Here is a 14,573-nt window from a genome sequence, read left to right on the forward strand (position 1 = left end):
AATGAACGAACACACAAATAACGACGACCGCAACGACGTCCCTGAAGATGAAAACGAAAAGCGCCGCAAGCTGCTGCGCTACGGCGCCATCGGCGGTGGCCTGGCCGCCTTTGCCGCCAGCTTTTCCACCACGGCCGGCCGCATGGTCGACCACGCGCTGGGCAAGGATAAACCCGTACAGCGCTTGCACGGCAATTCCCTGCCGCCCGAGTTTTCCGTCGACACGGCCACGGGGAAACTGACCGTCAACCCGGACCAGCAGGTCAGCTACACCATGTGCATGGGCTGCACCACGTTTTGCGGCGTGCGCGTGCGCCTGGATAAAAAAAGCGGCAAGGTGCTGCGCGTGGCGGGCAATCCCTACAGCCCCATGTCGGCCGACCCGGCGCTGCCTTACCAGACCTCGATACGCGACAGTTTTGTGTCGCTCTCGCGCTTCCAGGAAAAGGGGCTGAAAGGCCGCTCGACCGCTTGCGGCCGTGGCAATGGCGTGCTGGAACAGATGGAGTCGCCGTTCCGCGTGCTGGCGCCCATGAAGCGCGTGGGACCGCGCGGCGGCGGCCAGTGGGAGCCGATCGCCTTCGATCAGCTGGTGAAGGAAGTGACGGAAGGCGGCGACCTGTTTGGCGAAGGCCACGTGCAGGGCTTGCGCGCCTTGCGCGAGCTGGAAAAACCGATCGATCCGGCGCAGCCGGAACTGGGGCCGCAAGTCAACCAGGTGGGCCTGATGTGCAGCACGGACGACGGCCGCCTGGCGTTCGGCACGCGCTTTTTCAAGCAGTCGTACGGCAGTTTGAACCTGGTCAACCACGGTTCGTATTGCGGCGGCGCGTATCGCAGCGGCTCGGGCGCCATGTTCGGCGACATGAAGAAAATGCCGCATGCGAAAGTGGACCTGGAAAATACGGAATTTTGCATTTTTGTGGGCACTGCGCCGGGCAATGCGGGCAATCCGTTCAAGCGCCAGGGCACCCTGATCGCAAAAGCCCGCTCGGGCAAGCGCGATTTCAGCTATGTCGTCGTCGACCCCGTGCTGACGAATGCCGACAGCCTGGCGGCGGGCGACCGTAGCCGCTGGGTACCGATCAAGCCGGGCACGGATGGCGCGCTGGCCATGGCGATGATACGCTGGATCATCGAACACGAACGCTATGACCGCAACTTCCTCGTGCAGCCGAACCTGAAGGTGGCGGAATCGGCGGGCGAGGCCGCCTGGTGCAACGCCACGCATTTGATCATCAACGAAAAGGGCCATCCGCGCGATGGCCGCTACCTGCGCGCGTCGGACATCGGCGCGGTGGAGCTGGCGGAAGAAGAGCGCTACAAGGATGGCGATGCCTTTTGCGTGATCGACGCCGCCACGCAAGCCATCGTGCCGCACAACGCGGCCAAGGGCGAGGGTCGCTTGTTCTTCGACGGTCCGCTGGAGGTGGCGGGCGCGCAGCTGCACCTGAAGACGGCCATGACGATGTTGAACGAAGAAGCACAGCGCCACAGCATGGATGAATACGCAGCTGCCTGCGGCATCGGGCGCGACATCATCGAAGGCCTGGCGCAGGAACTCACCAGCCACGGCAAGCGCGCCGCCGTCAATGCGCACGGCGGCATGATGTCGGGCGCCGGTTTTTATAACGCGTATGCGCTGGTCATGCTCAATACCCTGATCGGCAACTTGAACCGCAAGGGCGGCACGCTGGTCAATGGCGGCAGCTTCAAGGATGCGGGGCCTGGGCCGCGCTATAACCTCGAGAGTTTCGACGGCGAGATCAAGGCGGCGGGCATGCCGATCGGGCGCAATGTGCCCTATGAAAAAACCTCGGAATTCAAGCTGAAGAAAGAGGCGGGAAAGGCGTATCCGGCCAGGGCGCCGTGGTATCCGAACGCACCTGCGCTGGCGACCGAGTGGCTCACCAGCGCCATGAACGGCTATCCGTACACCTTGAAGGCGCTGATCCTGTGGAGCTGCAATCCCGTCTACGGCATCACGGGCTTGCGCGCCCAGATCGGCAAGGAGCTGGCCGATCCGAAGAAAATTCCCCTGATCGTCGCCATCGACCCTTTCATCAACGAAAGCTCGGCGTTTGCCGACTACCTGTTGCCCGATACCTTGCTGTATGAAAGCTGGGGCTGGGCCGGCGCCTGGGGCGGCATGCCAGTCAAAATGAGCACGGCGCGCTGGCCCGTGGTCGAACCGCGCGTGCAGAAAACGCCGGATGGTCAGACCATCTGCATGGAATCGTTCTTCATCGCGCTGGCCAAAACGATGGCCTTGCCGGGCTTCGGCCCGGAGGCCTTGCAGGACATGGATGGCCAGCGCTTCCCCTTGCTGCGCGCGGAAGACTGGTATCTGCGCGGCGGTGCCAACATCGCCTGGCAGGGCAAGACGGCCGTGCCTGAGGCCAGCGACGACGACATTGCGCTCTCTGGTGTGGCGCGCATCCGCCCCGAACTGGAGCAGACCTTGAAGCCGGAAGAGTGGCGCAAGGTGGCTTTCATGCTGGCGCGCGGGGGACGCTACCAGAGCTATGGCGAGATGTTCGGCCTGCGCCTGCCGCCGCCCGTGAACCCCAAGGCGCCGGCGGCGCCCGTGCCGGTGCTTGATGAAACGCCATATCCGCAGGACTGGTCCACGCACCGCTATCTGAAACCGATGATGCTGTACAACGAGGGCCTGGGCGTGAGCAAGAACAGCTTGAGCGGCAAACGCTTCCCCGGTACGCCCGCCTGGAGAGTGGCGGCGTTTGCCGACGGCACGCCCGTGCGCAAAACCTACCCGGCCAGCGAGTGGCCATTCGAGTTGATCAGTTTTAAATCGGCGCTGCAGAACTCCTACAGCATCGGCGCGCGGCGCTTGCGCGGCATCCATCCCGACAACCCGGTTGCCGTGCATCCCGACGATGCGGCGCGTCTGAAACTGCAAAATGGCGATGAAATTGTTCTGGAAACGCCGGGCGGCAGGGCCAGGGCCACGGTGATGCTGCGCCATGGCGTGCAGCGGGGCGTGATTGCCATTGAACATGGCTTTGGCCACAAGGAGCATGGCGCGCGGGCCCACCGCATCGGCAAGTCGCGTCAGCCCGACGAGCCGGCCATCGGCGCGGGCATCAATCTGAACGATCTGGGATTGACGGACCCGAGCCGCAGCGACAAGAACGTGTTTGTCGATCCCGTGTCGGGCACGTCGGTGCGGCAAGGACTGCCGGCGCGCATCGTGCGGGCTTAAATCTGTCCACCGGCCATCAGCAGCCGGGCTACCTCGGCTGCTGAGTGCAGGCCCAGTTTTTCCATCGTGTTATGGCGGTGTACCTGCACCGTCTTGTCGCTGATGCCCAGCTCGCGGGCGATGACTTTCGAGGCTTTGCCTTCGGCCATCAGCAGCGCCACTTCGCGCTCGCGCGCGGTGAGCCTGGCCAGCGCCGATTGCGCCGTATTCGCGCTGGCGGCGTTGCGGCTCTCATCCACGCTGCGGGCCACGGCGCGCGAGACGGCGTCCAGCAGCACCTGGTCCTTGCACGGCTTTTCCAGAAAATCACAGGCGCCGGCCTTCATCGTCTGCACGGCCATGGCCAGGTCGCCATGGCCGCTCAAGAAAATCACGGGCAGCGAAATGGCGTGGCGCACCAGTTCCTGTTGCAATTCCAGTCCGCTCATCAAAGGCATGCGCACGTCGAGCAGCAAGCAACCGGGCGCATGGCCATCATAGCGTTGAAGGAAGTCGCGCGCCGATTCAAACGTCGCCACTTGCCAGCCGGCCGAATCGAACAGATAGGCCAGCGAGCGGCGCATGGCGGCGTCGTCGTCGACGACAAAGATGATCGCATCGCTTTCATTCATGGTGTTTCCTCTTGGTTTTCCTTGTGCGCTTCCATACCGGTATCTTCGGGCAGTCGGAACCAGACCGTCAAGCCTGGCGCATCGGCGTTGGCGTGCGCCGACAGGCTGCCGCCGAACGATTCGATGATGCTTTTGCTGAGCGACATGCCCAGGCCCAGGCCTTCGGCCTTGGTGGTAAAAAAGGGTTCGAACAGGCGCGCCATCTGCGCGGCCTGCAGGCCGCAACCGGCGTCGCGCACGGCCACCGTGCAGGCGCCGTTTTCGCGGTGCAGCAGTACGCCGATGGGGTGCCCCGGATTGTCGTTTTCCACCTGCGCATCGAGCGCATTTTTCAGTAAGTTGAGCAGCACCTGCTGCACTTGCTGCGGATCGGCCAGCACGCGCGGTGCAGCGCTGACCTCCTCGTGACGCCCGCTGATATTGGCTTGCGGATGGGCCGCGCGGAACAGCGATACCGCCTGCTCCACGGCGTCGGCCAGGGCGAAGGGCGTGCTGTGCGCGGGACGCTTTTGCGCCATCGCGCGGATGTGCCGGATGATGGCGCCCGCGCGTTCGCTTTGCGTGGCGATTTCCTGCGCGCCGTCGAGCAGTGGCGCCGCGTCGAGCCGGCCCGCCGCGATGCGGCGCGCCATGCCGCGCGCGAAATTGCCGATGGCCGCCAGCGGCTGGTTCAATTCGTGCGCAATGGCGCTGGCCATTTCGCCCAGGATGGCCAGGCGCGCCGTGTGGTCGAGCGTGGCCTGGCGCTGGCGCGCCTGTTCTTCCAGCGCGCGCTGCTGGTGCTGGGCGGCACGCAATTGCTCCGTGCGCCGGCTGACCAGGTATTCCACGCGCACCGTATGCACGGCCCAGGCCACCAGCAAGGCCAGCACCAGCAGCATCCAGCCCCAGTAGCGGCGCAGGGCCGTCTCGAACGTCAGCTTGTCCAGGTAGGCGTAGGGGCCGATGCGCAGCTCGCGGAACAGTTCATCGACGATCTGGTAATCGCTGGGCACCGTCCAGCTGTAACCTTCATCGGTACGCGGCATGGCCAGCAGGGCCTGCGCCACTTTTTTCGCCAGCGCCGGCGGCGTCTGGCGCAGGGCCACGAAGGGCCAGTCCGGATACAGCCGCGACGAGCTGGCGCAGCGAAAACCGGGAATCGGGCGCGTGGTGATCACGCGCAGTTCATCGGCGCGCACTTCGCCGCGCGCCACCATCTGCTCCAGCAGACAGGTGCGCACGATGCCGGCATCCATGCGTCCCGCCCGCACGGCTTCGACGATTTGCTGCGAGGGGAAACCGCTGTAGCGCAGGCTGGCAAAATCATGCGTGGGATCGATGCCCGCTTCGCGCAGTTCGCGTGCGGCGATCTGGTAGCCGCCAAACGCATCGGGCGCCACCGCCATCACGTTCTTGCCCGCCAGGTCGGCCAGGTCATGCAGCGGCGACGTGCTGCGCACGACGATGGCCGAGCCGATGGCCTGGCGCGGCGAGTCCGTCCATGGCGATTCGAGCGTGGCGATGCGGCTGGCGCCATCGCTGTGTTCCAGCGCCACGTAGTGGCCGCTGCTGGTGATGGCGAAGGCGATCGCTTGCGACTGCACGGCACGCGTCAAGCCCGCCTGGTCGTAGTCGGCCAGTGTAAAACGGATGCCGGGGATGCTCGCTTGCAGGTGGCGCGTCACGTAAGACCAGTCCTGCTGCACGGCGTCGGCGCCCTTGTAGGCGAGTACACCGATGCGTACCTCCGGCAGCGCGTCAGCCGCTTGCGCGCCGTGCAGGCACAGCGCCGCAAGCACCAGGGTAGCAAGCCGGCGCACTAGAACATGCTGCGCTGCGCCGCATGCGCATCGCCGAACAGCTCCAGCAGCAGTTTCTTGATCGGTGCGGGCAGCGGCGCGTCGGCAATTTTCGCGCCGTCATACCAGACGTGCGTCGCTTCCCCGGCCAGCGCCAGGCGCCGCGCCAGGGTGATGCGGCAGGGCACGATGTGCAGCTTGTAGTGGGTGAAGACGTGCACGATGGGCAGCAGCCGTTCCTGCGTCTCGATTGCGCCGAACGGCGCCACGGCGCGTGCCAGTACCTGCGGGTCTATCTCTCGCGGCGAGTCTGCATCGGCCAGCATGTGGCCATCGAGTTCGGGCAGCGACAGCAAGCCGCCCCAGATGCCCGAGCCGGGGCGCTGCTCCAGCAGCACCTGGCCATCGTCGACGATGACCAGCATGACGGCATGTTTTTCCGGGCTGGTTTTCTTCGGCTTGCGTACCGGCAGATCTTTGGTGCGGCCAGTGGCGTAGGCCACGCAGCGCGGCTGCAAGGGGCAGCGGCCGCAATCGGGGCTGCTGCGCGTGCACAGGGTGGCGCCAAAGTCCATCAGGCCCTGCGTGTAGGCTTCGATACCCGATTCAGGCAGCAGCGCTTCGGCGCGGCGCCACATTGCTTCCTCGACCCGTTTCTCGCCGGGATAGGCATCGATGCCGAAGGTGCGCGCAAACACGCGCTTGACGTTGCCGTCCATGATGGCCGCGCGCGTGCCGCTGGAAAACGCGGAAATGGCGGCCGCCGTCGAGCGGCCGATGCCGGGCAGGTCGGCCAGCAGGGCCGGGTCGCTGGGAAAGACGCCATCGTATTCGGCCACCACGCGCTGCGCGCACTTGTGCAGGTTGCGCGCCCGCGTGTAGTAGCCGAGGCCGCTCCATTGCGCCATCACGTCTTCCACCGGTGCTGCGGCCAAATCGCGCAGGGTGGGGAAGCGTTCGAGGAAGCGCGCGTAGTAGCCGAGTACTGCGGTGACCTGCGTTTGCTGCAGCATGATTTCGGACAGCCAGATCAGGTAGGCATCGCGCGTGTTTTGCCATGGCAGTGCATGGCGGCCATGCTGCTTTTGCCAGGCGATGACGGTGGCGGAAAAAGTCGGGTCGATATAATTTTCAGGCGCGTTTTCAAATTGAGTCGTGCCCGTGGCGGGCGAGAGCGGATGCAGCAGACGTTTCATGCAGGATTCCAGTGTTCTGTTGTTTGATGGTGCTGATGTTGCGTTCAGCTTGCGCTGGCCGCGCGCAAGGCGGCCAGCAATTGCGCCAGCTGCGCCTTGTCGCGTTCGAGCGCCGCCAGGCTGGCCTCGAAACCGGCGATTTTCTGTTCCAGGCTGCCCGTGGCGTCGTGGATGCGCTGGATCGAGGCAAAGCGCAGTTTCAGCTGCTCCTTGTACTCGACGATCTGCGCTTCGAGGGGTGCCATGATGACTTTCAGCCAGGCGCTCGCGTCGTCGTTGGCGTTGGTGAAACTGCGGCGCACGCGCGAGGCGATGGTGTCGAAGAATTTTTCCATCAGCACGACCCGGCTGGTGGTCAGCAGGGTCGCCGTGCCGAACTGCTTGTGATACACGGCTTCGATGTCGGCGATCTCCTGGCGGTAGCGGGCCAGCGAAAACGGCATCGGCAAGGCCAGTGCCAGGCCGTGTTCGGAGGCGAATTTTCGGTACATCACGTTCATCATTTCCGTGATCTCGGCCGTCTTGCCTTCCGAGCGGTCCAGGTTACTGGCGATGCGCTCGAAGTACTGGCGCACGGCTTCGCGCAGGCCCGTGAAAAAGCGGCTGCGCTGCATGGCCGCGCGCACGCCATCGATATCGTCGCGCACGATGTCCATGCCCAGGCTCGTATACAGCTCCGTCGACAGGCGGGTAAAGACGGCGCGCGTCGCTTGCAGCTTGAACAGGCTGCTGTCGAATTCCTTCTTCTCGATATCGATGCGCCGCATCATGTGGGCGATCACGCTCTGGTTCTTGCCGCGCAGGCTGTGCAGCTCGTGCAGCTGCTCGGCGATGCCGCGCGCGCGCGCCGCCGCCTGCACCTGCTGCGCCGCTTCGATGGCGTCCAGGTCGAACGCCAGCTGGCGCCGGATGATGTCCTTGCGCGCGGGGATCAGCTCATCGAACAAGGCCGTCTCGAGCGCCTGCAGGCGGCTCTTTTTCAGCAGCGCCGCATCGTGGTTGATCTTGCCCACCAGGGCCTTTTGCGCCGACACGGGAAACACCTGCCCAGCGTCGAGCGTCAGCAGATGCGCCACGCTGGCCTGCTGGCGCTCGATGGCTTGCGCCACCTCGGCGTCGCCGCGCAATTCATCCCACATGCTGTCGATCTTGTTGAGCACCACCAGGCGCCCCGCACCGGCGCCGATATGGTTGCGCCATACCTCGATGTCGCTGCGGGTGACGCCCGTGTCGGCCGCCAGAATAAACAGCACCGCGTGCGCATTCGGGATCAGGTTCAGGGTCAGTTCCGGTTCCGTGCCGATGGCGTTCAGGCCGGGCGTATCGAGAATCACCAGGCCCTGTTTCAGCAGCGGATGGGGGAAGTTGATGATGGCGTGGCGCCACATGGAAATTTCCACCTGGCCGTTGTCGTCCAGCATGGCGGGAGCATCCGCGTCGTCGGCGTCGTACAGACCGTAACGCGCCGCTTCTTCCACGCTGACTGTTTTCGTCAGGCTGACCTGGCGGATGGCTTCCTGCATGTCGCCGCCCGCATCGATGTTCAGGGGCAGGACGGTCCAGGCGGCGGGCAGGTCGCGGTAGTCGCTGGTCGACAGGTTTTGCGCGCGCGTCTCGATGGGCAGCAGCCGGATCGATGGCGGCCAGGCGGCGTCGTACAGCAGCTCGGTGGGGCACATGGTGGTGCGGCCCGCGCCCGAGGGCAGGATGCGCTGGCCATAGCCGGCAAAGAAGATGGCGTTGATCAGCTCGGATTTGCCGCGCGAAAATTCCGCCACGAAGGCGACAGATAGACGGTCGTCGAGCAGGCGGGAACCACAGCGCGCCAGGCGCAGCGCGGAAGCGCCGTCGACCAGGCCCACCGCGCTGGCGGCTTGCCGGTATGCCTGCAAGGCGGCCTGCACGTCCTGCCGCCATGCGCTGTATTGTTCCAAATCTCTGACCATCAGGCCCCCTTTACTTTTGACAGTTCACGCAGTAGAACGTGGAACGCTGCCCCTGCACGATCTGGCGGATAGGCGCGCCGCATACGCGGCATGGCTTGCCCGCGCGGTTGTACGTGAAATACGTCTGCTGGAAATAGCCGGACTGGCCGTTCACGCCGATGAAGTCGCGCAGGGTGCTGCCGCCTTGCACGATGGCTTCGGCCAGCACGTCGCGGATCGATTGCGCCAGTTTCTCATAGCGCGCCAGGCCGATGCGCCGGGCCGGCGTCTTCGGGTTGATCCCCGCGCGAAACAGGCTTTCGGAACAATAGATATTGCCCACGCCGACGACGATATCGCCCGCCATCAGTACCTGCTTGATATTGGTGCCCTTGTTGCGCGTTTTTTCGAACAGCAGCCGGCCCGTGAAGCCGCCTTCCAGCGGTTCCGTGCCCAGGCCGCGCAGCAGCGCGTGGCCATCGAGCGGGCCGTCGGCCTCGTCGTGCCACAGCACGGCGCCGAAGCGGCGCGGGTCCGTCATGCGCAGCACCTGGCTGCCGCCGTCCGCGTCTTCCACGACGAGGTCGAAATGGTCGTGCTTTTGCGCCTCCGTGCCCGTCGGCAGCACGCGCAAATGGCCCGACATGCCCAGGTGGATGATCAAGGTGCCGTGGCGGAAGTGGATCAGCAGGTATTTGCCGCGCCGCCCCGTCAGGCCGATGGTTTGCCCCGACAATTGTTCGCCCAGGGCCGGAGGGAAGGGCCAGCGCAGGCCGTCGCGGCGCAGCACGACGGCGCGCACGGCGCGGCCCTCGATATGGGGCGCGACACCGCGCCGTGTGACTTCGACTTCTGGCAATTCTGGCATAGGGCTCGAATGGTTGAAAACCGGGTAAAAACAGGCGGGTTGCCGGCGCAGGGCTGGTTCGGGCCAGCTACGCCGCCACGACGTATATATTTCGTTACATACGTGAAGTACGCGATAGCCGTGTTGGGCGTAGAATCAAACTTTGCCGTTTAGCCAGGATCAGCCTTTGAAAAACGCTTTCGCCATTGTAACCTTGTCCGCCCTGATGGCCACGCATGCCATGGCACAGACGCCTGTCGCCCCCGCCGATGCCGCGGCCAGCCCCACTGCGCCCGCGCCCGCCGCGCCGCAGGAGCCGGACGCCACCTCCAAGGAGGGGGCCGGCGGCGACGAGCTGCCGAAGGTCGAACTGAGCAGCGACTTGCTGTACAAGCTGACCAAGGCCGAGATGGAATTCAAGAGCGGCCAGTGGCAAGGTCCGTACGTGACGATGATGGTGGCGGCGCAGCAGACGCGCGACCCGCGCCTGGCGCGCCGCGCTTCGGAAATGGCGCTGGCCGCCAAGCAGGGTGGCGAAGCGCTGGCGGCCATCCGCCTGTGGCGCGAGCTGGCGCCTGATTCTGACGAGGCGACGCAGTTCTTCCTCGGCTTTGTCGTGTTGACGGACAAAATCGAAGAAGCGGAACCGATTTTCGCCGAGCGCCTGGCCAATGCGCCGGCGGGCGCGCGCGGCGTGGCGCTGTTCCAGATGCAGCAGATTTTGTCGCGCTCGAATGACAAGCTGTATGCCTATTCGATGGTGACGCGCCTGGCGCAGCCTTACCTGGATATGTTCGAAGCGCACCTGGTGCTGGCGCAGGGTGCCCTGTCGATCGGCGAGCGTGAGCGCGCCATCGGCGAAGCGAACAAGGCGCTGGCCATCAAGCCGAACTCCGAGCTGGCCGTGCTGACCCTGGCGCAGGTGACGGGCGAGGCCGAGGCGGCGGGCAAGGTGCTGGCCACTTTCCTGCAAAAGAATCCGGACGCCGTCGAAGTGCGCGGCGCGTATGCGCGCCTGCTGGTCGAACAAAAACAGCTGGAACCGGCGCGCGACCAGTTCCTGCTGCTCCTGAAAAGCGCGCCCGATAACGTGGGCGCCCTGTATGCGCTGGGTATCGTGGCGCTGCAGCTGGAAGACACCAAGGGCGCGGAGCAGTATTTCAAGCGCTTCCTGGCCGTGCTTGAAAAATCCCCTGGCGACACGCGCGATCCGTTCAAGGCCCTGATGATTTTGTCGCAGATCGCCGAGACGCGCGGCGACACGGCCGGCGCCATCGCCTGGCTGGACAAGGTCGACAACAGCGCATCAAGCGGTTATGTCGAGGCGCGCTTGCGCCGCGCCCAGCTGATCGCCCGTGGCGGCAATCTCGATGCGGCGCGCAAGGCGCTGACGGAAATCGAAACGGACGATCCGGCAAGCCAGGCGCAGGTGCTGCTGGTCGATGCGCAATTCCTGCGCGACGCCGGCTATGTGCAAAGCGCCTACACGGTGCTGGAAAACGCCTTGCTGCGCTTCCCCGACAATCCGGAACTGCTGTATGACTACGCCTTGCTGGCCGAGCGCCTGGATAAACTCGAGCTGATGGAAGCGAGCCTGCGCCGCGTGATGGCGCTGGCGCCCGACAATCAGCATGCATATAACGCCCTGGGCTACTCGCTGGCCGAGCGGGGTATCCGCCTGCCGGAAGCCCATGCGCTGATCGAAAAAGCCTTGCAGATGGCGCCGGGCGACCCGTTCATCATGGACAGCATGGGCTGGGTGCAGTTCCGCATGGGCAACCTGGCCGCGGCGGAAAACGCGCTGCGCCGCGCCTATGCCGTGCGCAGCGATCCGGAAATCGCCGTCCACCTGGGCGAAGTGCTGTGGCAGAAGGGCGACAAGGATGAAGCGCAAAAACTGTGGCGCGAAGCGCGCAGCAAGGACCCGAAAAACGATGCGCTGAAAAGTACCCTGGCGCGCTTGAATGTCAGTTTGTGATTGAACCGATTAACTCAACTATAAAAAACCAGCGCCATGGCGCTGGTTTTTCCTTGTGCCCATGTTAAAAAAACTCCTCCCCCTGGCTCTCGTCTGCCTGTCCCTCTCGGCCTGCTCGACCCTGACTTCGCCATTCTCGTCCGGCGCCGCGCCATCGGGCGCTGCTGTGGCTCCGTACCGCGAACAGGTGGAGCTGACGGGCCGCTTGAACGTGGTGTACCAGAAAGACGACAAGCCCGAATCGGCGACCGTCAATTTCAACTGGCAGCAGACGGCGCAGCGCACGGATGTGACGCTGTATTCGCCCGTCGGCAGCACCTTGGCCACCATCGCCGTCACGCCGCGCGAGGCCGTGTTGACGCAAAGCGGCAAGGCGCCGCGCAGCGCGCCCGATGTCGATACCCTGAGCGCGCAGATGCTGGGCTGGTCCTTGCCCGTGTCGGGCTTGCGCGACTGGCTGCAGGGCTATGCCATGGGCGCCGATGGCAAGCGCTTTATCGCTTCGCCCGCGAACGACAGCGTGACGACCAAAGACGGCTGGCGCTTGCGCTATGTGTCGTGGCAAGAAGTAGGGCAAAATGTGGCTGACAATACACCGGGCGCCTTGCCGCAACCGCGGCGTATCGATGCCGAACGCAATGCCAGCGCGCAGGCCGATGCCGTCTCGCTGCGCATCGTGCTCGATCCCGCCACTTCCGCACCTGCACCATGACACTGACGACCCTGAACAATTGCCCGGCCCCGGCCAAGCTGAACCTATTTCTACACGTTAACGGCCGCCGCGCCGATGGCTACCATCTGCTGCAGACGGTGTTCCAATTGCTCGACCATGGCGACACCTTGCATTTTGCGCTGCGCGACGACACGGCGATTGTCCGCGTGACGGCGCTTGCCGGCGTACCGGAGGAGCAGGACCTGATCATCCGCGCCGCGACATTGCTGCAGGCCGAAGTGCTGCGCCGCAAGGGCGCCTTGCCGCGCGGCGTCGATATCGCCATCGATAAAGTGCTGCCCATGGGTGGCGGCCTGGGGGGCGGCTCGTCCGATGCGGCCACGGCACTGATGGCCTTGAACCGCCTGTGGCAAGCGGGATTGACGCGCGAGGAATTGATGGCGCTGGGCTTGCCGCTGGGCGCCGATATCCCGTTTTTCATCTTTGGCGAGAATGCCTTTGCCGAAGGCGTGGGCGAGGCCTTGCAGCCTGTCGCCACGCCAGAATGCTGGTATGTGGTGATCGAGCCGGGCGTGCAAGTACCCACCGCTGCAATTTTTTGCGCGGAAGGCTTGACGAGAAATACCGAACCCGTCACAATAGCGGACTTTTCCAGGTACCTCGCAGAAGGAAACGATGCGGGCGGGTTTGGTAAAAATGATTTACAGCAAGTAGCATGCAGTCTTTTCAAGCCGGTAGCAGATGCGGTAAAATGGCTGGGTGCTTACGGTGAGGCCAGGATGACTGGTTCCGGTGCTTGTGTGTTTAGTGCGTTTGGCAGTCAGGAAGAAGCGGATGCGGTGCTCAGCAATGTGCCACCAGTCTGGATCGCCTGGAAGGCAAAAGCGCTGAGTCGCCACCCGATGCTCACCATGTTGTAGAGAGCAAAAAAAGATTTTGCTTAGCGTCAAATAGTCGGTATAATACTGGCCAACATGACGGCAAGCAGTCAGTAACGTAGGGGAATCGCCAAGCTGGTTAAGGCACTGGATTTTGATTCCAGCATGCGAAGGTTCGAATCCTTCTTCCCCTGCCACCATTTCACCGTAGTCTGTCGATGCGAAGTTAGCGTCCAGTGCGGGAAAAAGCAGATATGTCGCCACGCGGCATATTCTAAACAATGACTGACCGGGCCTATGCCCGGTTAGTGCTTTTCAAGACTTCTATATCACCTCTTGGGACTCCCATGGCTTACGAAAACCTGATGGTTTTTACCGGCAACGCGAATCCAGCGTTGGCAGAGGGGGTCGCAAAAAACCTCGGCATCCCTCTCGGTAAAGCAAACGTTTCGAAATTCTCCGACGGCGAAGTAATGGTCGAGATTAACGAAAACGTGCGCGGCAAGGATGTTTTTGTTTTGCAATCCACCTGTGCTCCAACCAACGACAGCCTGATGGAAATCATGCTGATGGTTGATGCCTTGAAACGTGCTTCCGCTGGCCGCATCACCGCCGCAATTCCTTACTTCGGCTACGCCCGCCAAGACCGTCGTCCGCGCTCCGCGCGTGTGGCGATTTCGGCCAAGGTGGTGGCGAACATGCTGGAAGAAGCCGGTGTCGAGCGCGTCCTGATCATGGACTTGCACGCTGACCAGATTCAAGGTTTCTTCGATATCCCAGTCGACAATATCTACGCTTCGCCAATTTTGCTGGGCGACCTGCAAAAGAAAAACTACCAGGATTTGCTGGTAGTGTCGCCGGACGTCGGCGGTGTGGTACGTGCGCGCGCCCTGGCAAAACGCCTGGGCTGCGACCTGGCCATCATCGACAAGCGTCGTCCAAAAGCGAACGTGTCCGAAGTGATGAACATCATCGGTGAAGTCGAAGGCCGCAACTGCGTGATCATGGATGACATGGTCGACACGGCAGGCACCCTGACCAAGGCTGCCGAAGTGCTCAAAGAGCGCGGCGCGAAAAAAGTCGTGGCGTATTGCACGCACGCGGTGCTGTCTGGCCCGGCGATCGACCGTATTTCGGCTTCGCCACTCGATGAGCTGGTCGTGACCGACACGATCCCCCTGTCCGAAGCGGCCCTGGCCTGCGGCAAGATTCGTCAATTGACGTGCGCGCCGCTGCTGGCCGAGACGTTCAAGCGCATCATCAAGGGTGATTCGGTTATTTCCCTCTTTATCGACTAATTCGATAAATAGAAACAGACGTAATGCCTGCGGCGCGACCGGCTTTTTGCCTGTTGCGCCGCAGTGTTTTAGTTTTCGGGGCGCGTCTGCGCCCATTTCCGAAGATTCCTGGTCGCGGGAATCTTCATAACACAAGGCGCAAGCCTTGTTCTTCTTGGAGTTT

At 63.5% G+C, this 14,573-nt stretch carries 10 protein-coding genes and 1 tRNA gene; 6 read left to right on the top strand and 5 right to left on the bottom strand.

Features of this window, described 5'->3' with window-relative positions; all coding sequences use genetic code 11:
- Position 1: 1 nt before the first annotated feature.
- Positions 2-3,223, top strand: coding sequence for a molybdopterin dinucleotide binding domain-containing protein (locus tag FJQ89_RS20470; RefSeq protein WP_141171487.1), 3,222 nt, complete (start codon positions 2-4; stop codon positions 3,221-3,223).
- Here FJQ89_RS20470 and FJQ89_RS20475 read toward each other — a convergent pair.
- The 5 genes from FJQ89_RS20475 to mutM are packed head-to-tail and all read right to left on the bottom strand — an operon-like array spanning position 3,220 to position 9,604.
- The gene (locus FJQ89_RS20475) at positions 3,220-3,834 is read right to left on the bottom strand and encodes a response regulator transcription factor (RefSeq protein WP_141171488.1); all 615 of its coding nucleotides are present in this window, start codon (positions 3,832-3,834) and stop codon (positions 3,220-3,222) included. The two genes, FJQ89_RS20470 and FJQ89_RS20475, sit on opposite strands and share 4 nt — an antisense overlap.
- Positions 3,831-5,636: a sensor histidine kinase gene (locus tag FJQ89_RS20480; protein ID WP_141171489.1), complete on the bottom strand. Its 1,806-nt coding sequence runs from the start codon at positions 5,634-5,636 to the stop codon at positions 3,831-3,833. Before FJQ89_RS20480 ends, FJQ89_RS20475 begins: the two co-directional genes overlap by 4 nt.
- Positions 5,636-6,811: an A/G-specific adenine glycosylase gene (mutY, locus tag FJQ89_RS20485; protein ID WP_243136155.1), complete on the bottom strand. Its 1,176-nt coding sequence runs from the start codon at positions 6,809-6,811 to the stop codon at positions 5,636-5,638. Before mutY ends, FJQ89_RS20480 begins: the two co-directional genes overlap by 1 nt.
- A gap of 44 nt (positions 6,812-6,855) precedes the next feature.
- Complete coding sequence (locus tag FJQ89_RS20490; RefSeq protein ID WP_141171490.1) at positions 6,856-8,757, bottom strand: dynamin family protein; 1,902 nt, start codon at positions 8,755-8,757, stop codon at positions 6,856-6,858.
- Positions 8,758-8,767: 10 nt separating this feature from the next.
- Entirely contained in the window at positions 8,768-9,604 is an 837-nt protein-coding gene (mutM, locus tag FJQ89_RS20495) for a bifunctional DNA-formamidopyrimidine glycosylase/DNA-(apurinic or apyrimidinic site) lyase (protein WP_141171491.1), read from the bottom strand.
- A 166-nt stretch (positions 9,605-9,770) separates the two neighbouring features.
- On the opposite strand from mutM, the gene FJQ89_RS20500 reads away from it, so the two are divergent.
- The 5 genes from FJQ89_RS20500 (at position 9,771) to FJQ89_RS20520 (ending at position 14,410) form a co-directional block, all read left to right on the top strand.
- A complete protein-coding gene (locus tag FJQ89_RS20500) occupies positions 9,771-11,561 on the top strand; it encodes a tetratricopeptide repeat protein (protein WP_141171492.1) in 1,791 nt (596 codons plus the stop codon).
- A gap of 61 nt (positions 11,562-11,622) precedes the next feature.
- Positions 11,623-12,273: an outer membrane lipoprotein LolB gene (locus FJQ89_RS20505; protein WP_141171493.1), complete on the top strand. Its 651-nt coding sequence runs from the start codon at positions 11,623-11,625 to the stop codon at positions 12,271-12,273.
- Positions 12,270-13,154 carry a 4-(cytidine 5'-diphospho)-2-C-methyl-D-erythritol kinase gene (gene ispE, locus FJQ89_RS20510; protein ID WP_141171494.1) on the top strand — a complete coding sequence of 295 codons (885 nt, stop codon included), beginning with the start codon at positions 12,270-12,272 and terminating at the stop codon, positions 13,152-13,154. Before FJQ89_RS20505 ends, ispE begins: the two co-directional genes overlap by 4 nt.
- A 78-nt stretch (positions 13,155-13,232) precedes the next feature.
- Positions 13,233-13,309: transfer RNA gene (locus FJQ89_RS20515), tRNA-Gln, on the top strand.
- Positions 13,310-13,459: 150 nt separating this feature from the next.
- Positions 13,460-14,410: a ribose-phosphate pyrophosphokinase gene (locus tag FJQ89_RS20520; protein WP_034753270.1), complete on the top strand. Its 951-nt coding sequence runs from the start codon at positions 13,460-13,462 to the stop codon at positions 14,408-14,410.
- Positions 14,411-14,573: the final 163 nt, after the last annotated feature.

This window comes from Janthinobacterium tructae, assembly GCF_006517255.1.
Lineage (GTDB): Bacteria > Pseudomonadota > Gammaproteobacteria > Burkholderiales > Burkholderiaceae_D > Janthinobacterium > Janthinobacterium tructae.

Coding starts and splice junctions, on each gene's coding strand:
- FJQ89_RS20470 (WP_141171487.1), top strand. CDS start 2: ATGAACGAACACACAAATAACGACGACCGCAACGACGTCCCTGAAGAT.
- FJQ89_RS20475 (WP_141171488.1), bottom strand. CDS start 3,834: ATGAATGAAAGCGATGCGATCATCTTTGTCGTCGACGACGACGCCGCC.
- mutY (WP_243136155.1), bottom strand. CDS start 6,811: ATGAAACGTCTGCTGCATCCGCTCTCGCCCGCCACGGGCACGACTCAA.
- FJQ89_RS20490 (WP_141171490.1), bottom strand. CDS start 8,757: ATGGTCAGAGATTTGGAACAATACAGCGCATGGCGGCAGGACGTGCAG.
- mutM (WP_141171491.1), bottom strand. CDS start 9,604: ATGCCAGAATTGCCAGAAGTCGAAGTCACACGGCGCGGTGTCGCGCCC.
- FJQ89_RS20505 (WP_141171493.1), top strand. CDS start 11,623: ATGTTAAAAAAACTCCTCCCCCTGGCTCTCGTCTGCCTGTCCCTCTCG.
- ispE (WP_141171494.1), top strand. CDS start 12,270: ATGACACTGACGACCCTGAACAATTGCCCGGCCCCGGCCAAGCTGAAC.
- FJQ89_RS20520 (WP_034753270.1), top strand. CDS start 13,460: ATGGCTTACGAAAACCTGATGGTTTTTACCGGCAACGCGAATCCAGCG.